At 66.1% G+C, this 22,057-nt stretch carries 12 protein-coding genes and 2 pseudogenes; 7 read left to right on the top strand and 7 right to left on the bottom strand.

Annotated elements, in window-relative coordinates:
* Window positions 1–17 precede the first annotated feature (17 nt).
* The gene (locus ACTJJM_RS01285; RefSeq protein WP_440865064.1) at window positions 18–2,909 is read right to left on the bottom strand and encodes a TonB-dependent receptor; all 2,892 of its coding nucleotides are present in this window, start codon (window positions 2,907–2,909) and stop codon (window positions 18–20) included.
* A gap of 241 nt (window positions 2,910–3,150) precedes the next feature.
* Here ACTJJM_RS01285 and ACTJJM_RS01280 point away from each other — a divergent pair, with 241 nt between their 5' ends.
* The 6 genes from ACTJJM_RS01280 to ACTJJM_RS01255 are packed head-to-tail and all read left to right on the top strand — an operon-like array spanning window position 3,151 to window position 11,161.
* Window positions 3,151–4,590, top strand: a complete 1,440-nt coding sequence (locus ACTJJM_RS01280) for a polysaccharide lyase 6 family protein (RefSeq protein WP_440865063.1) — start codon at window positions 3,151–3,153, stop codon at window positions 4,588–4,590.
* Window positions 4,587–6,815: an oligoalginate lyase gene (locus ACTJJM_RS01275; RefSeq protein ID WP_440865062.1), complete on the top strand. Its 2,229-nt coding sequence runs from the start codon at window positions 4,587–4,589 to the stop codon at window positions 6,813–6,815. Before ACTJJM_RS01280 ends, ACTJJM_RS01275 begins: the two co-directional genes overlap by 4 nt.
* A complete protein-coding gene (locus ACTJJM_RS01270; protein WP_440865061.1) occupies window positions 6,812–8,116 on the top strand; it encodes an MFS transporter in 1,305 nt (434 codons plus the stop codon). The genes ACTJJM_RS01275 and ACTJJM_RS01270 overlap by 4 nt, the downstream gene beginning before the upstream one ends.
* A gap of 60 nt (window positions 8,117–8,176) precedes the next feature.
* Window positions 8,177–8,929, top strand: coding sequence for an SDR family NAD(P)-dependent oxidoreductase (locus ACTJJM_RS01265; RefSeq protein WP_053443078.1), 753 nt, complete (start codon window positions 8,177–8,179; stop codon window positions 8,927–8,929).
* A gap of 14 nt (window positions 8,930–8,943) precedes the next feature.
* Window positions 8,944–10,131, top strand: coding sequence for a GDSL-type esterase/lipase family protein (locus ACTJJM_RS01260; protein ID WP_241885147.1), 1,188 nt, complete (start codon window positions 8,944–8,946; stop codon window positions 10,129–10,131).
* 10 nt (window positions 10,132–10,141) lie between these two features.
* A complete protein-coding gene (locus tag ACTJJM_RS01255) occupies window positions 10,142–11,161 on the top strand; it encodes a sugar kinase (protein WP_440865060.1) in 1,020 nt (339 codons plus the stop codon).
* A 17-nt stretch (window positions 11,162–11,178) separates the two neighbouring features.
* On the opposite strand, the gene ACTJJM_RS01250 is transcribed toward ACTJJM_RS01255, so the two are convergent.
* The 6 genes and pseudogenes from ACTJJM_RS01250 to ACTJJM_RS01225 form a co-directional block, all read right to left on the bottom strand.
* The gene (locus ACTJJM_RS01250) at window positions 11,179–12,177 is read right to left on the bottom strand and encodes a retropepsin-like aspartic protease (protein WP_248853516.1); all 999 of its coding nucleotides are present in this window, start codon (window positions 12,175–12,177) and stop codon (window positions 11,179–11,181) included.
* Between the two features lie 21 nt (window positions 12,178–12,198).
* Window positions 12,199–13,650 carry a S41 family peptidase gene (locus ACTJJM_RS01245; protein WP_342787378.1) on the bottom strand — a complete coding sequence of 484 codons (1,452 nt, stop codon included), beginning with the start codon at window positions 13,648–13,650 and terminating at the stop codon, window positions 12,199–12,201.
* 87 nt (window positions 13,651–13,737) lie between these two features.
* Window positions 13,738–15,312 carry a S15 peptidase family protein gene (locus ACTJJM_RS01240; protein WP_241885151.1) on the bottom strand — a complete coding sequence of 525 codons (1,575 nt, stop codon included), beginning with the start codon at window positions 15,310–15,312 and terminating at the stop codon, window positions 13,738–13,740.
* A gap of 154 nt (window positions 15,313–15,466) precedes the next feature.
* Window positions 15,467–15,706: pseudogene (locus ACTJJM_RS01235) on the bottom strand (YadA-like family protein); the annotation flags it as partial.
* Between the two features lie 294 nt (window positions 15,707–16,000).
* Window positions 16,001–16,660 (bottom strand): annotated as a pseudogene (locus ACTJJM_RS01230) (YadA family autotransporter adhesin); the annotation flags it as partial.
* 142 nt (window positions 16,661–16,802) lie between these two features.
* The gene (locus tag ACTJJM_RS01225; RefSeq protein WP_241872764.1) at window positions 16,803–20,159 is read right to left on the bottom strand and encodes a S8 family serine peptidase; all 3,357 of its coding nucleotides are present in this window, start codon (window positions 20,157–20,159) and stop codon (window positions 16,803–16,805) included.
* 339 nt (window positions 20,160–20,498) lie between these two features.
* Between ACTJJM_RS01225 and ACTJJM_RS01220 the strand changes: the two genes are divergently transcribed.
* The gene (locus ACTJJM_RS01220) at window positions 20,499–21,803 is read left to right on the top strand and encodes a hypothetical protein (protein WP_126561203.1); all 1,305 of its coding nucleotides are present in this window, start codon (window positions 20,499–20,501) and stop codon (window positions 21,801–21,803) included.
* The last annotated feature ends 254 nt before the right edge of the window (window positions 21,804–22,057 follow it).

Genomic DNA, 22,057 nt, shown 5'->3' with positions numbered 1-22,057 from the left:
TGGCCGCGCCGCCCTGTTCAGAACTTGTATCGTACACCGAAATACGCACGCCGCCCGTAGGTCACCACTTCGCGGAAGTTCCCATAAAGCGGCTGGTAGGCCACGCGCGGCTCATTGGTCAGGTTCATCATCTCCAGCGACAGCGACAACTGCTTGTTCACCCGGTAGCGCAGGCGCAGGTCCACGCTGGTGTTGTCATCGTAGTAGCGGTTCTGCTGCGCGGTATTGCCGGTGAAGTCCTGGTAGTAGTGCGAGCGGAACTTGCCGATGGCCTGGATGTTGAAACGTCCGACGTCCCAGTAGATCGAACCTGACAGGACGTGCCGCGAGAAGCCACTGAGACCCGCCGGCGGCACGATCGCCGGAATGATCGTGCCATCACTGGCCAGCTGCTCGCCCAGTCGCGAGTCCTGGGTCCGGTAGTCGGCATCGGCGTAGTTGTAACTGACCTTGAAGCCCAGCCCGTCGAACGGCTTGGGCAGGTACGACAGTCGATGGGTGGCGGTCAGCTCGAAGCCGGTCAGCGTGCTGTCCTCGTCGGTGGTTACCTGCTGGCGCACCGGCACGGTCACGCTCTGGCCGTCGATGGTGTAGGTCTCCGGCACCAGCGCCGTGGCGGTGCCGCCGTTGAACTGCTTCCAGTACACCGCGCCGGCCAGCATCGTGTCCGGGTTCGGGTACCACTCCAGGGAGAGGTCACCGTTCCAGGACATCAGCGGCTGCGCAGCGGGGTTGCCACTGGCGCTGATGTCATCCAGCGCATCGGCCAGGTTGCCGTAGGTGGCATCACTGCTCACGTTGATGGTGCGCCCCGCACCCAGCGCGGCGATGTCCGGCCGTGACATCGCGCGGTATGCACCGACCCGCAGCAACACGTCCGGGCGCAGTTCGAAGGCCGCGTTGAGGCTGGGCAGCAGCTTGTCGTTGCCCGCCTTGAACACCTGCGTGCTGTACTCGCCGGTGGGTTGCAGGCGGATCGTCCCGTCACCGTTGTCCTCGATACGCAGGCCGGTACGCACGCCTTCGGAGCGAACATCGGTCTTGACCCAGCGCAGGCCGAGGTTGCCGGTCACCGTCAAACCAAACAGGCTGCTGCTGAACTCACCCAGCAGATAGAGCGCGCGTGTCTTCTCGGTGATATCGACATTGTTCGGATCCTGGAAACCCGGATCCAGCCCGCTGTCGAGGCTGCCACGGAACGACTGGTACAGGCAGTTCGGATCGAAGTACGCCCACGAGGAGATCGTGTTGCCGCTGGCGGCATCCATGAAGTCATCCTGGGGGAATGGTGCACGGCAGGCTTGGTTGGCAGCGATGATCTTCGCCTTGTCGGTCGCCACGCGCTGGTCGTAGTCGGTTACCAGGGTGTTGTCGCGCAGGCGGTAGTCTGCCTGGCTGGCGCGCACGCCGCCCTTGATGCGGGTGAAGAAACCGGACTCGGGCATGAAACTGGCATCGAAGCGGCCGGCCTTGATCTTATGGTCGTTCTCCGTTGCGCTTGAGGTCACCCGCGCCGCCCCGGTGTAGGCGTCCCAGTTGGTGGGGTCGAAGTTCGGCGCCAGGGCAACACTGGGCACTTCGCCGTGCCAGTCCCAGTCATAGTCCACGTAGCCGGTGGCACCACTGCTGATGCCGGGCACGGCGGCATTGTTGACGTCGCGCTGGTTCGCGCGCAGGCGGGTCATGCGCTCGCTATCGAGGCGATTGGTGTGCGAGTACGAAAGATCGGTGGACAGCTCCCAGGCCGGGGTCGGTCGCAGGATCAGGTTCAGGCCACCCCCGGTGTATTCCTCGCCACGCCAGTAGCGGTTGGAGGTGGAGTCGATCGAGGTGCTGCCATGCAGGTGGCGCACGATGCCCTCTGCGTCCACGTCGCGCTGGGTGATGCCGCGACGTGCGTTGGACAGGCTCAGATCGCTGCGGTTCTCGTACCAGTTGCGCTCGGTGTGTTCGAAGTCGAGATTCACTTCAACCACGTCATTGGGCCGCCACTGCAGTGCAGCGAACTCGCTCTGGCGGTCGTTGCGCTCCTGCTTGAGCCGGTAGATGCGGCTGCTGGGCACCAGGTAGTAAGGTGCGCCGTTGGCGATGGCCTGCGCGGACACTTCATTGCAGTTGGCATTGCCCACGTTCTGCGTGCCATCGCAGGCATACCAGGTGGAACCGCTGGTGATGCTCTCTTCCGGATCGGTGCCGTCCAGGCGCTGGAAACCCAGCGAAATGCCCAGCTGCTGCCCGTTGCCGAACTCGAACTGGTCGATGTAGCTGGCGGTGCCGCGGTAGCCGATGCCGTCGTCGTCGCGGTACTTCTTGTCATACTCGGCCCAGCTGCCACGCAGATCGATCTGCGCCGCCCGCTTGCCGTACTCCAGTGGGCGCACTGTTTCCAGGCCGATGGTGCCGGCCACGCCGCCTTCGATGATGTCGGCGCGCTGGGTCTTGTAGATGGCGACCGTATTGATCAGCTCGGCGGGGAACATGTTGAAGTTCACCGAGCGGTCGCCACTGCCGTTGGTGATCTCGCGGCCATTGAAGTTGGTGCTGCTGAGGAAGGCGCCCAGGCCACGGATGGAGATTTCCGAGGCCCCGGTCTTGTCGCGGGTCGAGGCGGCGCCGGTCAGGGTCTCGATCGCGTCGGCCAGCGAGGGCGCCGGCAGGTCGCCGATGTCATCGGCCGAGAGCACGTCGGCAATGACGGTGTCGTCGCGCTTCTTGTTGATCGAACTCTGCATCGATTCGCGGATGCCGGTGACCTGCACCTGGTCCAGCGTGGTGGGATCCTGCCCTGCTGCCTCCTTGCTGGATTGCGCCTGGGCCGTGGGCAGGCCCGCCAGCACGGCGAGCAGCGCCACGATCAGGGGTGTGGGGGACAACGAGATGCTGTGCACTGCTCCGGCGGGTCGCCGCATGGTTTCCTCCTCCCAAAGGATCGCCTGCATGCCAGGCGTGGGACGCAGCTTCGGCACGGCGACATGAAAATGTCAACCAATTGGTATGTGAATGTTCAAATGCCTTTGATCCATACCAGTTGATCGCAATTTAATGTGCTTCTGCAGCATGACTTTGCGCGAAGGCTGGCTTACAACAGACCCGAAAGTGGTATGCAGACCCACCCTGAAACGACGGCCGGGCCGTCCCTGGAAGGATTTCATGCGCATTCACTCGCTGCCACCTCACCCGTCCAACAATCCATCACTGTTTTGCCTGGCCACTGGTCTGGTCATGTGCCTGACCACTTCAGCGGCAAGTGCAACCAGCTGGCTCGTCCACGATGTCGCTGAGTTCACTACCGCCGCCTCGGCGCTGCAGCCCGGCGATGAGATCGTGTTGGCTGACGGCATCTGGACCGACGCCCGGTTGCTGCTGAAGGGCCAGGGCACGGCAGCCGCGCCGATCACGCTGCGCGCGCAGACCGCCGGCAAGGTCGTCTTCAGCGGGCGCTCGGACCTGCGCCTGGCAGGGAACTACCTGCAGGTGTCCAACCTGGTGTTCCGCAACGGCTACGCACCGGGTGATGCGGTGGTGGCATTCCGCGAATCGAGCAAGGCCGTCGCCAGCAACAGCCGCGTCACCGGCCTGGTGATCGACGACTACACCAACCCCGATGCCAGCGACCAGGACTACTGGGTTTCCTTCTATGGCAGCCACAACCGCCTCGATCACAGCCAGCTGCGCGGCAAGACCAATGCCGGGCCGACCGTGGTGGTGGTGCGCGATGCCACCCAGGGCCTGGACAACCAGCACCGCATCGACCACAACTGGTTCGGCCCACGCCCAGCGCTGGGCGTCAACGGCGGTGAAACGATTCGCGTCGGCACCAGTGACACCTCACTGAGCAATTCCAACAGCACGGTGGAGAACAACTGGTTCGAAGGCTGCGACGGCGAGACCGAAATCGTCTCCAACAAGTCTGGCGGCAATACCTTCCGCGGCAACGTGTTCTATCGTTCGGCCGGAGCACTGACCCTGCGCCACGGCAATGGCAACCGGGTGATCGACAATGTCTTCCTCGGCGATGACAAGGCCGGCACCGGCGGCGTACGCATCATCAACGCAGACCAGACCGTCAGCAACAACTACTTTGAACGGCTGGCCGGGTCCAGCAACCGTTCGGCACTGGCGGTGATGGATGCGCAGGCCAATCCGCCGCTGTCCGGCTATGCGCCGGTGGTGAATGCCACGATCAGCCGCAACACCTTCGTGGACGTGGCGAAGATCAGTTTCGGCGTCGGCCATGATGAGGCGAAGGGCATCGTGGTGGCCGCCAGCAACAGCCGCTTCACCGGCAACCTGATCGTCAACCGCACCAGCAGGAACCCGCCCAGTGCCGCCAGTTCGCTGGCCGGTATCGACTTCAGTGGCAACGTGCAGTCGCCGGCAGCCAGCACTGTGTTCCCGGGAGGCGTAGAGAGCCGTGGTGTCAGCCTGCAGCAGGCTGATAGCGGATTGTGGGTTGCCACGCCTGCCCTGCCCGCCGTGGGTGCCGATCCTGCCCTGGCGATGACCGCGCGCGAGGCGACCGGCGTTGCCTGGTATCCCAAGGTGGGCGAAGTTGCCCTGCCACGCACCCGCAATGGAGTTGATCGATGAGGTTGCAGCCGCTGTTCGTTTCCCTGGCTTTGGCCGCCCCCTTCGCCCTGCTGCCGAGCGCATCGCTGTTCGCAGCCCCCACTGCTGCCGTGCGACAGGCCGAGGCCGCGCCGGTGCTGGTCACCGCCGCACAGTGGCAGCAGATGGCCAGCGAAGGCCGCCGCTACCCGTGGTTTTCCAAGGAACAGGCGCGCACCGAGGCGACGCTGAAGAAGATGATGAAAGCCGGTATCGACGTGCCGGTACCCAAGGACAAGGGCGGCGGGCGCACCCATGAACAGCACAAGCGCAACTACCAGGCGCTGCTGGCGGCGGGCACGCTGTACCGGCTGACCGGCGACAGGGCCTACGTGGACTATGCGCGCGACATGCTGCTGCAGTATGCCCAGCTCTACCCGACGCTGGGCCCGCACCCGGAAGGCCGTGGGCAGATCCCCGGGCGCGTGTTCTGGCAGGTGCTCAACGATTCGGTATGGCTGGTCAACGCCATCCAGGGCTACGACGCGATCCGCGACGCGCTGTCCGCCAACGACCGCAACACCATCGAATCGAAGGTGTTCCGGCCAATGGCCGAGTTCCTCGTCAGCGAGCCGAAGAACTACGACCAGATCCACAACCACGCCACCTGGGCGGTGGCCGCCACCGGCATGACCGGCTACGTGCTGCGCGACCCTGAGCTGGTGGAGAAATCCCTGCGCGGCAGTCGGAAGGACGATCAATTCGGCTTTCTTCGGCAGATCGACCTGCTGTTCTCGCCCGATGGTTACTACGAGGAAGGCCCCTACTACCAGCGCTATGCACTGGCGCCGTTCCTGCTGTTCGCCAATGCCATAGAACGCAACGAACCTCAGCGGAAGATCTTCGCGCGCCGTGACGGCGTGCTGTTGAAGGCCGTGGATGTGCTGGTGCAGTCCAGCTACAACGGCTTGTTCTTCCCGATCAACGACGCCATCCTGGACAAAGGCATCGACACCGAAGAGCTGGTGGCCGGCATCGGCATCGCCTATGCGCGTACCGGTGATGACCGCATGCTGTCCGTGGCCCAGCAGCAGAAGCGCCTGCTGCTTTCGCCCGAAGGGCTGGAGGTGGCGCAGGCGCTGGCGGCGAACAAGGCCAAGCCTTTCGACTACAGGCCGATGCTGCTGCGCGACGGCCCTGACGGCGACCGCGGCGGCTTGGCCATTCTGCGCATGAACGGCGAGCGCGGCCAGGCGCTGGTGCAGAAGGACACCATGCAGGGCATGGGCCACGGCCACTTCGACAAGCTCAACTGGTTGTTCTACGACAACGGCAACCCGGTGGTGACCGACTACGGCGCGGCCCGCTTCCTCAACGTGGAAGCCAAGCGCGGCGGCATCTACCTGGCTGAGAACCGCAGCTGGGCCAAGCAGACCGTGGCTCACAACACCCTGGTGGTGGACGAGCAGAGCCACTTCAAGGGCGACTGGAAACGCGGCGAGGAACACGCGCCGCAGGTGCGCTTCTTCCGGGCCGATGCCGATACCCAGGTCGCCTCGGCAACGATGCGCGATGCGTATCCAGGCGTGATCTTCACCCGCACCCAGGCGCTGCTGCGCCACCCCGACCTGGGTCTGCCAGTGGTGCTGGATCTGTTGCAGGTGCACGGTAACAAGGCCGCGCGCTACGACCTGCCGCTGCACTTCAACGGTCACATCGTCACCACCGGCTTCGAGGCCGAACACTTCCCCGCCCACCGCCCGGTGCTGGGCAAGGACAACGGCTACCAGCACCTGTGGCTGGATGCACGCAGCAAACCCGGCAGCGAACCGCGTTCGCTGGCCTGGCTGCTGGACGGCCGCTTCTACACCTACCGCTTCGGCAGCAGCGCACCCGCGCAGGCGCTGCTGGTGGAAAGCGGTGCCAACGACCCGGAATTCAACCTGCGCCGCGAACCGGCCCTGCTGCAGCGCGTGGAAGGCCAGAAGGACGTGGCCTTCTTCAGCGTGCTGGAGCCGCACGGCGAGTACAACGGCACCGCCGAGTACGTGCACGGCGCCGACAGCCGCATCAAGGACATCGTGCGCACCCGTGGCAGCGATGCCGAGGTGATCGAACTGCGCCTTGCCAGTGGAGCCCGCATCGCGCTGGGCGTGGCCGATGACAGCAGCGCCAAGGGCGAGCACAGCGTGACCGTCGACGGCCATGCCTACGGCTGGAGCGGCAGCCACGCGCGCATGGACCGCAGCAAGGATGACGCGAAATGAACGGCCCTGCGGTGGTGGCCAACCTGCGCAAGGTGCCGGTGCGTTCAACAGTGCGCTGGCTGATCGTGGGCCTGATCGCCGTGGCTACGGTCATCAACTACATCGACCGCAACGCACTGGCGGTGATGTGGCCGGAAATCGCCAGGGAAGTGGGCGCGACCAAGAATGACTACGCGCTGCTGGTGACGGTGTTCATGCTGTTCTATGCCGCCGGCCAGTTCCTGTTCGGGCGCCTGTTCGACATGATCGGAACGCGCCTGGGTTTCGCCCTGTCGATCAGCGTGTGGTCGATCTCCATCGCCCTGCATTCGGTCACCCATTCGATGCTGTCCTTCAGCCTGGTGCGGGCGATGCTCGGCATCAGCGAGGCCGGTGCCTGGCCAGGCGCGGTCAAGGCCAATGCCGAGTGGTTCCCGGCACGCGAGCGCGCACTGGCGCAGGGCGTGTTCAACGCAGGTGCGTCGATCGGCGCGATTGTCTCCGCACCGGCCATCGCCGGCCTGTACCTGTGGCTGGGCTGGCGCGGCACCTTCGTGCTGGTCGGTGCGATCGGCTTCCTGTGGCTGCTGCCATGGCTGTTTGTCTACCGCGCCGGGCCGGACAAGCATCCGTGGGTGAGCGATGCCGAGCGCCGGTTGATCCAGGAAGACCAGGCCGGGCAGCAGGCAGAGGTGGCACCGAAGGCCAGCGTTCGTGAGCTGCTGGCCCACCGGCAGAGCTGGGGCATGCTCGCCTGCCGCTTCCTGCTGGACCCGATCTGGTGGTTGTTCGTGTCCTGGCTGCCGATCTACCTGGCCGAAACCTTCGGCTTCGACATCAAGCAGATCGGCCTGTTCGCCTGGGTGCCGTTCGTTGGCGCGATGCTGGGCAGCCTCAGCGGCGGTTGGCTGTCCGGGCGGATGATCCGCGCCGGGCACAGCGTGGACCGCGCCCGCAAGCTGGCCATCACGCTGGGCTGCGTGATCATGGCCCCTGCCCTGCTGGCTGCCGTGCTGGCCAACCAGCCGCTGCTGGCGGTGCTGGCGATCGCTGCCGTGCTGTTCGGCTTCCAGGTGGCCATCGGCAACATCCAGACCCTGCCGGGCGACCTGTTCGACGGCCGCTCGGTGGGCACGCTGGCGGGCCTCGGTGGCCTCGCGGCCGTGGCCGGCACCTTGATCACCACCTGGCTGGTGCCGGTGCTGACCCGCCATTCCTACGCTCCGATCTTCATCCTCGTTGCCGCGCTGGTGCCGCTGTCGCTGGCCGCGCTGTGGTGGTGGACCGGGCCTATCCAGAAGCTCGACCGCCGCGCCGGCTGAGCCTGGGTCTCCTTCTTTTCCAAGTACATCCATTCCCCCGCAAACCAAGGAGTTTTCCGCATGTCGTTCCAGGACAAGGTGGCCATTGTCACCGGCGGTGGCCGCGATATCGGTCGCGCCGTTTCGATCAAACTGGCTGCCGCCGGTGCACGCGTCTGCATCAACTACGCCAATGATGAAGCCAGTGCCCAGGAAACGCTGGCGCAGATCCAGGCGGCCGGTGGCCAGGCCATCGTGCATCGCGCCGACGTCACCGATGCCGCTGCCGTTGCCGGCCTGGTCGCTGCAGCACAGACCGCGTTCGGTGAGCGCATCGACCTGCTGGTGAACGTGGCCGGTGGCATGGTGCAGCGTCGCCCGCTGGCCGAGATCGACCCGGCGTTCTTCCACATGGTGATGGACCTCAACATCACCTCCACCTATCTCACCACGCACGCGGTGGTGCCGCACATGCGCGAAGGCGCGGCCATCGTCAATTTCGCCTCGCAGGCCGGTCGTGATGGCGGCGGCCCGGGCGCATCGATCTACGCCACCGCCAAGGCGGCGGTGATGACCTTCACCCGCGCCATGGCCAAGGAGCTGGGGCCGAAGGGTATCCGGGTGAACGCACTGTGCTGCGGCATGATCGCCACCCGCTTCCACGACGAGTTCACCAAGCCGGAAGTGCGCACGGCCGTTGCCGGCGCCACCCCGCTGCGCCGCCAGGGTGCGCCGGACGAAGCCGCTGACGCTGCTGTATTCCTGGCCTCGGATGCGGCGGCGTTCATCACCGGTGCGAATCTGGACGTCAACGGCGGCACCTACTTCTCCTGACTGGAATCCTGCTCATGCAGCGCTGGACGCTCCTGCTTTCATTGACGATCTGTTCCGCCGCGGCCGCGCCTGCCGCTTTGGCTGCACCGGTCTGGGTCACCGCCTGGACCGCCTCGCCGGCACCTGACCGCAAGGATGGCACCGCCGAGGCACCCGTACAGTTCGCCGCACAGACCGTGCGCCAGGACATGCGTATCGGCAGCCGTGGCGATGCGCTGCGGCTGCGCATCAGCAACGAGCTCGGCACGGTGCCCTTGCGGGTCGAGGACCTGCGCCTAGGAGTCAAGAACGGCAAGGCCGCACCGCTACCGGTAACGGTGGATGGCCGCGCGGTCATCGAGGTGCCGGTGGGTGCCGTGCTGCTGAGCGATCCGGTGCGGATGCCGGTGGCGGCGCTGCAGGAAATCAGCGTGAGTGCCTATTTCCCGCAGCCCACCCGTCCCGCCGTGCGCCGCACCGAGCTACGGGTAGCGGACGGCAGGCAGGCAACCGTTGCCGACAGCGTGCGGCTGAGCTACCAGCAGAACGTGTTCTCGGCGGTGATGGTGCAGCGCGCAGATCGTCCCCAGGTGATCGTGGCGCTGGGCGATTCCATCACGGAAGGTGCCACAGCCCGTCGCGGGACCTTCAACCAGTGGCCGGAGCGGTTGGCGCAGCGCCTGCAGCAGGCCTGCCCGAACCGGTTCGTGGTGCTCAACCAGGGCATCAGCGGCAACAAGCTGCTTGACCATGGCCGCAGCCACAGCGCACTGTCACGATTGGATCGCGATGTGATCGCGGCGGCCGATGCCGATCAGGTGATCCTGTTCGAAGGCATCAATGACATCCGCCATAGCGGTGGCGCGCAGCCGCTGCCTGGCCGCAATGCGGCGGACATGCTGACGGGCTATCAGCAGGTTGCGGCGCGGCTGCATGCGCATGGCATCCGCGCCTGGCTGGGTACGTTGACCCCATTCGGCGGCTCCGAGCGCTACGAGCCCGTGTCCGCAGCCACCCGCACCACGATCAACCAGTGGGCACGCGGTGGGCAGACCGGGTTCGATGGCATCATCGATTTCGATGCCGCCCTGCGTGATCCGAAAGCGGCGGAATCGTTGCCCAACGACATCACCCGCGACCATCTGCATCCCAACGACGAAGGCTACCGGCGCATGGCCGATGCCATCGATCTGCGCATGCTGGGCTGCGCCACCGCCGACTGAGAGGGAACCGATGAGCCGCGTGGTTTGTTTCGGTGAGTTGCTGCTGCGCCTGGGTGCGCCGGGTCGTGAACTGCTGCTGCAGACGCCGCAGCTGCAGGTCCATGTAGGAGGCGCCGAGGCCAATGTTGCGGTCTCGCTGGCCTGCCTGGGCCACGATGTGCAGATGGTCAGCACGGTACCCGGCAACGCGCTGGGCCGGCATGCCGTGGCCGAGCTGCGGCGGCATGGCGTAGGCGTGGCCGGCGTGCGCGAAGTGGATCGCGACCGCATGGGCCTGTACTTCCTGGCGCCCGGTGCGGTGCACCGCGCCAGTGAAGTGGTGTATGACCGGGCGGGGTCTGCATTCGCAAACAGCAGCGCCGAGGATCATGCGTGGCCCGCTCTACTGTCCGGCGCGCAGCTGCTGCATGTCTCCGGCATCAGCCCGGCGCTGGGCGACAACGTGGCCGGGTCCGTGCTGGGGGCCGTGCGTGCGGCGCGCGCGGCGCGCGTCCAGGTGTCCTTCGACGGCAATTACCGTCCCTCACTGTGGCGACGTTGGGGCGGCGACGCCGGGGCGATCCTGCGCGAAGTCTTCGCCGAGGCCGACATTGTCTTTGCCGATCATCGGGACATCGAACTGGGGCTGGGGCTGCACTTTCCGCAGGACGATGCCGTCGCCCGGACCGAAGCCGCTGCGGCCGCCGCCTTTGCCGCCTTCCCGCATCTGCAGTGGTTGGCGTGCACCCAGCGCGATGTGGTGAGCGCAGACCATCACATCCTGGGCGCGCTGCTGCTCGGCCGCGACGGCTCGCGGGCGCAGGCACCACCGCGCCCGCTCCTCGGTATCGTTGATCGCATCGGGGGCGGCGATGCCTTTGCCGCCGGCATCCTGCACGGAATGCTGTCCGGGCTCGACGCAGAAAGCACCGTGCGCTTCGGACTGGCTGCGGGCGCGTTGAAGCACGCCATTCCCGGTGACTTCAGCCCGGTAGCTGAGGCGCAGGTGCTGGCCCTGCTGGGCGATGGAGGTGCGGATGTCCAGCGCTGAATGCCGAACGCGCGTGGTCACCCCGCCGGGGTGGCGACGAAGCGACGGTTGGGACGCAGATAGATGCTGCCGGAACGGGCATCCAGCAGGATATTGAACTGCTGCAGGACTTCGCTGCCAAGCGTCCCGTCGTCCGTGGAGCCATCGTCATCGACGGTGATCGAGGCTTTCGGCCCCTTCAGTTGCAGGGTCGAGATGCTGGCCACGGGCACGCGCACGTCCACCGCGCGGATCTTCCGGCCCGCGCTGCCGCTGAACTGTGATGTTCCAAGTCGTTCCGGAAACGCTTCCTGCAGGCGGTGGGCGCTGCCGAAGGCGTAGGACAGGTCGATGTTGCCGTTGCTGCCGGTGTCCAGGGTAAGCCAGGGTGCGAAAGTGCTGCTGCCGTTGCCGAGCGTGACCTGGATGGCTGGGATATTGTCGATCCAGCGCACGTTGGCCCGGATATACCCCGCAAGGTCGGGAACATCGTCGTGCACGCGCAGCAGGCTGCGGTCGTAGTCGATCTCCAGCACCTTGCCCTGGAAGAAGGTCCAGCCCAGTACTGCATCGAAGGGGCGCCCCGTGTAGTCGATCACCACGGCCCCCATCGGTCGCTGCACGCCGCCGATCTGCACGGCGTTGTGCGTGCTGTAGTCGAGAAGCGTGACGCCATCGGAACCGGTGTTCTCACTCTGGTCGTCAATGACCAGCTTCGCGTCCTGCTGGATGCGCCTGGCAACGGCGATGGCCGACGCGCCTGTATCGACGAGAAAGCGCAGTGGTCGCGAGCCGTTGATCGTACCCTCCACGTAGATCCGGTGATCCTTGCCCAGCTCGAACGGAACTTCGGTGACCGCAGCACCTGCTGCGAAAGGCACCAGCATGATCAACATCGCGCATTGAAGCGCAGTACGAGGCAGTTCGCACATCCGAGGGCTCCTTCGGTCAGTAGAGCTGCAGCAGCGGTTGCCGGGCTCATTGCGGGTTGGATGCAGCTGCCGGTGAAAAGGTTTAATGCGCCGGAACTGCTTCACCGGTACGCCACCAGGACGGGATCATCGTCCGGAGATCCACGCCTCAAGTGCTGCGGTGTCCCGCATGTCGCCGGTATAGCGATGATCGGGCACGTGTGGTTCGTTCGAACCACGCACCCGCCCCCGGAACACCTTCATCGGCACCGAAATCCTGGCCAGCCCGCTTGGCAGCCGCTCTGGCCGCACGTCCATGTAGAGACTGTCGGCCGATGTCTCGACGCCCACCTGCACCGCGCCCAACCGCTTCCACAGGTCCAGCGCATCCAGGCAGGCCGAACCACAGGCTGCATCAGCCACGATCACCACCCTGCCCTTGCGCAGCGGTGCGGCCGGGCCTGAGGTTGGTGCTGTATCTGCGCTGGCCTCGGATGGCTCGCGCCACAATGCCTCACCCCGGCCGCGTGCCTGTGCCATGCCCGCCGTCACCGACTCCAGCATACGACGCAGCTCTGGCGACGCGTCGGGCGCCTGCACCAGCTTCTGCAGGAAGCTGCGCAACTGGGCGATGTTGGCCTCGGAGGTCCGCCACTCCACCCAGCTGGGGTCGGGCAGCACGTCCACGGCGGCCCGGCCCCAGATCAATCGCGCCAGTTCGATGCTCCATTGCGAAGCTCCGCCGCTGTTGCCGCGCAGGTCCAGCACCACCGACGGTGCCTGCTGCAGTGCTTCGGCTTTCGGAGCAAGCTGCTCAAGCAGGGCGGTCAGTTCCTTGAAGTTCTGCTCCGTGGGGTCGGCATTGAAGCTGCTGGTGGTGATCCAGTAGCCGCCATCGGGCATGATGTGCCAGCCGTTGGCCGGGCGGAAGCTGCGCCGGGTATCGGCCAGACGCTCCTTGCGCTGTGCCGCCTGCAGTGGCTGCCACTGCAGTGTGTAGGATTTCTCGTGTCCATCCACCTGGAAAACGCAGGTGCGCAGCGTGGGCACGAACGGATTGCCCTGATCCAGCAGCACTTCGCCACCGCCGTGGATGCGGCTGGCCTGCAGGTTCCAGCGCCCGCTGAAGTCCCCGATCCGGCGCGCAGCCAGCGTCTGTGCATCGATGCCATCACAGGACAGCAATCGCGCCCCAAGTGGCGGATGGCCATGGCCACCATCCACGGTCATGACCAACTGCGCATCGCCGTCGAAACCGGTCAGGAACCCGGGCCACTGCGTTGGAACATCGGGAGCGTCGGCAAGCGCGTTGAGGCTGACATGCCCATCGTTGAAGGACGCCGCATAGCCTTTCATCGCCCACCAGTAGCCCTGGTAGTTGGTGACCCGACCCGCACGCGAACGTGCAAGCGCCTGGGCCTCGTCGAGCTGCGCGCCGAACCCGGGATTCCGCAGATCCACTGCGCCCGGATGACTGCCACGCAGGGCGGCGTCGGCAGCGTCCAGATCCTTCAACAGCGTGTCCGGCCAATCGATCGGCGCACCTTTCGCGGTGGGTGCCGCGAGCACCGCACCGAGCAGCAGCCATGCAATGACCATGGATTCATCCGTTTGCCGGGACAAACACGAGTCTCGCAGTTTTCCGGCCCGGTGTACCGCGCCCGCCGCAACGGGCGCGGCCGCACATCAATGCAGCGGCACTTTCAGCACCGACGGCGCATTGGCTGGCGAGCTGAAGGTCACCGCCCCACCCAGCTGGCTGATGCCCGCATAGCGCAGGTCCACGGTATCGACCACCAAGGTCAGGCGGCTGCCGGCTGGAAGGTTCCAGCTGCTCGCTTCCAGCCGCAGGTCGAGCGTTTTCGCTTGGCCCGGCGTGGCACCGCGCAAGGTGTACGGCTTGTGGCTGATCAACTGACCATTGCCCAGCACATCCTCGGCGTACAGGTAGGCGTACAGCGTGGTGTTGGCACGGCTGGGCGTGACCGTCAGGCGCACTTCCGGCGCACCGTCCAGGCGTTTGGCGCTCCACTGGATCGGCCCCTGCCAGACACTGGCGGCACTGCGGCCAACAAACGGTACGTAGGCACCCGGCGGCAGGTTGATCATCTGCAGCGCGCCGGAGGCCATCGCCACGCCGGAATTGGCCGCAGTCAGCAAACCGCTGCCGATGCGGTAGTTCCAGCCGGTGCCGCCACCGTGCTCGGCCAGGCCGCCGGTCGGCAGCAGCAAACCAGAGGGTGCGGTCAGGCCGTAGCTGACCGCACCCTTGCTGGTCGCCTGCCAGTCCGGGTAACTGCTCCAGCTGCCCTTCTGTGACTTCAGCTGCACCGCCGGCTGGCGGTCGATGCCGTTGGCCACTGCCTTCAGATAGTGATCGAACCAGTCACCCACCTGGTCATAGACTTCGTTGGGAATGCCCAGTGCACCGAGCGCTTCGTTGAGCGCGTGGTCACCGTGGCGCAGCTGCAGCTGCTTCGGGCCTTTCAGCCGGTTGAAGAAATCAACCAGCTGGCCCGGCGGGAACAGGCTGTCGTTGAAGGCGTTGGCCAGGAACACCGCCGGCTGGTTGGCGTTGATCTCGTCGATGCTGGCCGCGGGACTGCGCTGCGCCGCCACCGGCAACAGCGAATCCACCGCGCCCTGGTAGTTGCCCGCCAGAACATTGCGGTTGATCGTGGCCAGCTCCGCGCCAGGGCGTCCGGTCACCAGGCCGGCCGCAACCAGCAGTGCGATGCCCTGCGCGCTCGGGGTGTCGTTGCTGTACAGCGAGGCCTGCAGATCGGCCCAGCCACTGAGCGCGGCCACGGCCTTGATGCGCGGATCGCGTGCCGCCGCCAGCAGGCTGGTGCCCGCACCGTAGGAGATGCCCGAAACGCCGATCCGGTCCGGGTCAGCGCGGGTGTTGTCCAGCGCCCAGTCGATCAGCGCGCTGACATCCTCCACCGTGGAGGGCCCGGCGATGTCGATGCTGCCGCCGGATTCCCAGAAGCCACGCGAGCTGTAGCTGATCACCACATAGCCGCGCTGTGCCAGCGACTGCGCCACCCCCACGTACTCCACGCTGGGCACCGCCCAGCTGCTGGGCATCACCAGCAGCGGATAGCGCCCGCCGCCCGCATCCTGCGGTTCGATGACGAAGGCCCCGAGAGGCGTTCCATCCCAGCCGGCAATGGTGCGATGGGTGGTCTTGACCGTCGCGGCCCAGGCAGTGGGCGCCAGGCCGGTCAGCAGGATCAACAGCAGCAATACCTTGCGCATCGTCGTCTCTCCCCGTCGGTGGTGGTGCAACGGGTTGGACCGTACCAGTGCGAATGGTGAGTGGCACCTTGCGACGCAGCATGACGTTTGCTGCACGTTCGCAGCGCTTGTTCGCTGAACAGGGGGCGCTGCGCGCCCCCTGCCCTGCATTGCGTTACAGGTCTACGCCGAAGCCCATGCCGGCAGACCTCTCGCCATTGCTGAAGGCACCACCCAGCGAGAAGGAAGCACGCTCGCCGATCCGTTTACCGTATCCGATCGACAGCGCCTGCTCGCCCCCCTGGAAGCCGGCACCCACCGCAATGCGACCGCGCGGGCTCTGTGAGCCGGCGGCGTTGATGGCCATGTTCAACATCGCCGAGCTCATCGCGCCCATGCGATCGATCCGCTGGTCCTGATGACGCAGGCGGCGTTCCATCTCCTGCTTCAGCCCGTTGTTGTCCAGCGCGAACTGCGCCAGGCGCTGGTCGGTGTAGGCATTGGCCGTCGTCACCGCCTGTGCGGACTTCGTATCGGTATAGGAGTTGGCCGAGGAGAGCGTGGTTGCGCTACTGGCATCGGTATAGGCCTTTGAGGTCGTCACTGCCGCGGCGCTGCTGGCATCGGTATAGGCCTTTGAGGTCGTCACTGCCGCGGCGCTGCTCGCGTCGGTGTAGGCGTTGACGGAGTTGATGGTCGCCGTGGCCCGCGCATCGGCATAGCTGTTGGCCGAAGTCAGCGTATTGGCGTTGGCGGTATTCATCTGATTGAGGTTCACCGCATCGGTGCCCTGTGTGGCGGCGGCCACGTTGGTCAACTGGCGTTCGTTGCCGGCGCTGCCTACCGATACCGAGTTGGCACGGTCGGCGACGGAGCCATTGCCCAGTGCAACGCTGTCGTTTGCAGAAGCGATGGCACCATTGCCCACGGCACTGCTGTTGTTGCCACTGGCTTCGGACAAGCTGCCGAGCGCGGTGCTGTTTTCGCCCGTGGCGTTGCTGCCAGCGCCTGACGCGGTGGAGAACGAGCCCGTTGCGGAGCTGCCCGAGCCACTGGCACTGCTGAAGTCACCACTGGCGGTGGCGCTGTCGCCGATCGCCGCACTGTTGGCGCCGGAGGCGGAAGCACCCACGCCCACGGCGGCGCTCTGGTCGCCGGAGGCGCTGCTGGCTGCGCCGATCGCCGTACTGCCGGTGCCGCTGGCACTGGCGCCGGTTCCGACGGCCGCCGATAGATCACCGCTGGCATCGGCACCACTGCCGCACGCCAGCGAGGCGGCACCACCGGCGCTGGCGCCACCGTTGGACACGCCGCCGAAGCCATCGTCCAGCTGGCAGGTATCACCGGCCCACGCCGGTGCGGTTGCCATGGCCAGTGCCACGGCAAGGATGTGCTTGTGCATCGTCTTCACGGTACCCCCGAGGTCCATCAGGAAGGGTTCCCGGCAAGCGCCGGAAACGGTGGGAAACCGGCCGCCCCTGCACAGGGGCGGCCGGGATGCTGCTGGCGCCTTACGGCGTTACGGTCAAGGCGACACGGACAGCAGTCTTCGGCGTGCTCGGGTCATTGCTGCCGACACAGACGAAGCCCGAATAGCTGCCCGGCGCGAGGCCGCTGGCATTGATCTGCACCTGCGTGCTCTGGCTGCCGCCTGCGGAGATGCGGCCCAGGGCACGGGTCGGTGTGCCGATCCAGCCGGCGCCGCACGCATTGCTTCCGCCCAGCCCATAGGCCAACCCAGGCGCGCCGGCGGTGGCGGACCAGGCACCGCTGCCATCGGGATTGATGATCGCGCTGCGGTACACGCTGTCGCCGCTGGTGGCGTTGAACCAGAACCAGCTGGTAGCCAGCGGCGCGCGCACCGAGACCACCAGCCAGTAGCGGCCTGCCGGCAGGTTCACGTTCTGGCCTGCAGCGGCCAGGTCAAGGTTGATGGTGGCCAGCGTGGCCGACGTTCTTACGCCCGGACCGCTGACGGTGGAGGTGTAGCTCCACAGCGCCAGCTGCGGGCTCGATTCCGGATTGCCCTCCGGATTGCCGCCAACATCCCGGTAGATTGACCAGTTGATGTTGGTCGAAGTTGCCAGCGAGCCACCGTTGACGAAGCCGTCAGCGACGATGCGGGTAATGCCGGTGGCCTCGCCCAGAGTGAAGTCATCGGCACCAAGCTGTGCACGTGCACCCACTGTCGCCGCATCGGTGAAGCGCGTCGAGCGACGGCCATTGGCGTTGTTTGGCGCCTGCGCTACCAGCGTGCGGGTGCCCACTCCGGAATTGTCGATCTGCCATTCCAGCGGTGAGCCGCCGGTATTGGCGATCTGCAGGTTCACCGTTCCACTGCCACCGGCCGGCAGGGTCAGCGAGCTCGTCGGCGGCGTGGCGGCGATCTGCGGCGGCGGCACCGACACGGCGATCGGCAGGCGCAGCAGCGGCTGGCTGGTATCACCGCCCTGCGGTGAGAGGGTGAGCCTGGCAAAGCGCCAGCTGCCATCGTTCGGTACCGAACCGGTGGTGACGATGACCCGCACCGACTTGCTTTCACCCGGCGCCAGGGTAAACACCGATGGCGAGACAACCGCGGTCAGGCCCTGCACCTTCGCCGTCCACGTCTGCCGGGTCGGCAGCACATTGCGGAACACGCGGGTGAAGCTGCAGCTGTCCGCGCAGCTGCGCTTGCCGAGGCTGGCGATGTTGAGCGACGACACTTCACCCCCATTGGCTGGATTGGCGGCCAGGAAGTTGGTCTTGGTCTCGTTGAGCACCAGCCCTGCGCGCAGTGCCTGGTCCACCTGGATGCGTCCAGCGCCCATCGCGAATGCGTCGGCCGGTGTGACGCCATCTTCCTTCAGCACCTCCTGCCGCGCGGTCATCATCAACGCCGAGCGTGTCTCCTGCACGGTCCAGTCAGGACGCGCCTGGCGCAGGAGCGCGGCGGCACCGGCGTGATGTGGTGATGCCATCGAGGTGCCGTCCATCAGGCCGACGGCGTTCTCCGAGCCGGTCACCTCATTGCCTGCGATCACGGCCAGCACACGCACACCCGGGGCGGTCACGTCCGGCTTGACCAGATCAAAGATCCCGGCCGGGCCGCGCGAACTGAAGTCGCCCAGCACATCCGGCGTATTGCTGATCTTGCTGGCCGGATAGGCAATGCCGGCGGTTGCGTTGTTGCCAACGCTCGACGCAAAGGTCCGCAGTGCATTGGCGTCCGACTGGTCGATGGCGAAGGCGGGAATGGTCGCCCCGGCCACGTTGGGCAGGATGGGGGCCGGCTGGTTGTTGCCGATCAGCACGGCGATCGCACCCGCTGCAGCGGCGTTGTTGACCTTGTCGCTGAAGTTGCATGAGCCACGGCGGATCACCGCAACGGCGCCCTGGAAGGTATTGGCCGGGAACGGCGCGCACCCATCGTTGGCACTGTCGATGCCTGCACTGACACGCAGCGGCGTGGTTGCAGGAATCGGCGTTGCGAACGGCACGCCACCCGAGCCTTCGGTCAGCAGGATGGCAGTGAGCGCCGGCGGCACGCTGCCGGGGCCGCTGACCGCAGCGAACAGCACGATGTCGCCGCGGCCATGCGTGGCCGCCGCAGTGCTGCCGGTCCAGGGTTCCAGATGGCCCATCGTGTTCGGACCTGGGCCGGAGTTGCCGGCCGAAGTGGCCACGTAGATGCCGGCATCGGATGCGTTGAGGAACGCCAGCGAGACCGCCTCTCCCCACGGCGCGGTGCCACCGGCAATGGAGTAATTGATGACGTCGACCACGCCATCGGCGAGGGCCTGGTTGACCGCTGCCAGCGTCGAGGTGTTCGGGCAGAAGCCGCGCCCGGTGGAGACCTCGGTGTAGCAGGCGTCGTAGGCGATGATGTTGGCACGCGGCGCAACACCGGAAATGTGGATCTGGTTGCCACGGTAGGACGCAGTGTGCGGGTTGCCGGCGGCGGTGGAAGCGGTATGGCTGCCATGACCGTTGGTGTCACCAAATCCAGGCTCCTCGCGTACGTCCGCAACGCCACACTGGTTGCCCGGCGCACCGCAGACGAAGTCGTAGCCGCCGATCAGCTTGCTGTTGCAGCGACCTTCGTCGATGCCGCCCGGCGCGCAGGTACCGAGGTAGTTGCCGGCGCCCAGCGGATTGACGTGCTCGTAACCATCTTCGGCGCGGGCGGTGAAGGCCGGGCTGCCGAAGTTGATGCCCGAGTCGATGACGCCGACCACCACACCTTCGCCACGGAACGGCGCAGGTGTGCCGTTCCACAGCGCAGGTGCGCCGATCAACCCCGGTCCGACGTCGGTGTCCTGCTCATACTCCCTGTACTCTTCAACCAGCTGCACATCGGGAAGTGCGCGCACGCGCTCCGCTTCCTGCGGATTCATCTGCAGCACCGATGCGTTGATCGCATGCTGCATGCGCCGTTCGACCTTTACGCTGCGACCCAATGCTGCATTGATGCGGGCCTCGTGCTGTACTTGGCGGTCAGCGAGGAAGCGCACATAGTCCTGCGAGCGTGCCCCCTTTACAGCGATGCGCGGTGTCGGCGCATTGCCGGTGGCTGCCGCTGCACGCGCGGCGCTGGCGGATGGGCGCATGCGTTCCGGTGCCGCGAGGCCCTGGATGTCGCCCTTGTAGGTGGCCAGCGGCTCCTCGCGGTAGACCACGATATAGCGGTTGGAGAGCTCGGCGAAGCCGCTACCCGGACCGCGTGCCGCAGGCCCGGACGGATTGCCGGCGCGCGCGTCCACCGAGGGATTGCCGGTCTTTGACTGGGCACCGGTACTGCGTATGCCCACGGCAGCGGCGGCCAGTGCGGCACCCGCCACCAGGGTCAGTGCAACCCATTTGCTTCGTTTGATCCATGCATTGCGCATCGAATACCCCCTTTTCATTGAAAGCCCGAGATGCACGCCGGCGTCAACGCCGGCGCTGTGATGTCTGGTGCTTCAATTGCGGGTGCGGCGCGTAGTCCCCGACGCCTTGCACCCCGCTGCGCCCCGGCAGCAGAATCGACACTACCTCAAAATTTGACGCGGCGCACAGTTTTTCGTGACAGCGGCAAGACAGAGATCAGTACGCGAAAGTATGGATGCGCGCCTGCATGGCGTAGCCATGGCCCCGGCCGCCGAAGCGGCAACGCGTTCGTTGCCCGTCGTTGAAGGGCAACGGTGTCCAGTGCTATGACTGCCTGCGCCCATCAACGCACGGATGCCATGGATATTTTCCGCACTGCACTGATTGCCGGTGTTGCCTGTGCAGCAGGACCGGCATGGTCCGCTGAATCACCGATCGCAGACGCCGACGCGCGCGGAATCTTCATCGAAGCACAGCACCTGTGCCAGGTCGATGGCGGCCAGCTGTGGGGGCAATCCCTGTGCGGGCCGATGATGCTGGTCGATCCGAAGAGCCGCCAGGTCACCGCCTCGCATGCGGATGTACACGGCGCGTTGAAGGGGCGTGGCGAGGTGTTCGTGGGCCAGCTTCCGCCCGATGCGATCGTTGCCAACACCGCCGTGGAATGGTCCGGCATACGCTGGACGCAACTGCTCTGGCCATTGCCGCAGGACGTGTCCAGGCGCAGTACGCTGCTGGCTCACGAAATGTTCCATCGGTTGCAACCGGCGTTGCCCATCACCGCGCCGACCGAAGGCGGCAACGAGCACCTCGACACACTTGAAGGACGCTACTGGCTGCAGCTGGAATGGCGCGCGCTTGCGGATGCGCTCACGGCCACCGATGCAATGGCGCAGCACACTGCGGTGAACGACGCACTCGCCTTCCGCGCCGAGCGCCACCGCCAGTTCCCTGCGGCAGCGCAGGAAGAAGCGGCGCTGGAATTGAACGAGGGCCTGGCCGAGTACACCGGCGTGTTCGTCGGCAACCCAACGCGCTCCACACGTATCCAGGCGGCGCTGCATGACCTTCGCGCGCACGTTGCCGATCGCAGTTTCGTCCGCTCTTTCGCCTATGCCACCGGTCCGGCCTATGGCCTGCTGTTGGACCAGGCGGCCCCCGGCTGGCGCAACCATCTCGCCCACCCCGCCCGGGACCTCGGCACGCATCTGGCCGAAGTGACCCGGACCCCGATGCAGCGGGGTGCGACCGAGCTGCGGGCCGCTGCTGCGCGCTACGGCGGACGGGCACTGCGCGAAGCCGAAATGCTGCGCGAACGGCAGCGCATTGCGCAGCTGGAACACAACCGTGCGCGCTTCGTGACAGGCCCGGTCGTGCGGCTGGATCTGCGCAGCATGCGCATCCAGTTCAATCCCAACACGATGCAGTCGTTGCCGGGCCGTGGCACGGTATATCCAACGATGCGGCTGACCGACACCTGGGGCAGCCTGGACGTCACCGACGGAGCGTTGATGCAGAGCGACTGGAAGGCCGTGTTCGTGCAGGCACCCGCAACTGCCGACCCGCCGCTACAGGGTCCAGGGTGGTCGCTGAGTCTGAAACCAGGATGGTTACTGGTGCCGGGAACACGCAACGGCGATTACGTGTTGAAGGCGACCCCCTGACAACACCCGCAGGCATCGCGATGCTCTAGCACGCGAGCGTTTCAGCCACGTCCTGCTCCATTTGACACATCTCCAGTGCTTGCGCGCTGTCACAGCTTCGTCTTTTCATCATTGACCGAAAGACGACAGCTTGTGACGCTTACGACACCGCGCGGCCTCCACGGCCCTGTCATCGCGGTCACGTCTCACCGCAATCCGTAGCACCCGTCTCCGCAACGTCCCCCATGACCTCGCCTCGGCCCGGTCGTGGCGGA

Source organism: Stenotrophomonas sp. 22692 (genome assembly GCF_052045015.1).
Classification (GTDB): Bacteria; Pseudomonadota; Gammaproteobacteria; order Xanthomonadales; family Xanthomonadaceae; genus Stenotrophomonas; species Stenotrophomonas geniculata.
This window is presented reverse-complemented; position numbering and strand designations above follow the sequence as displayed.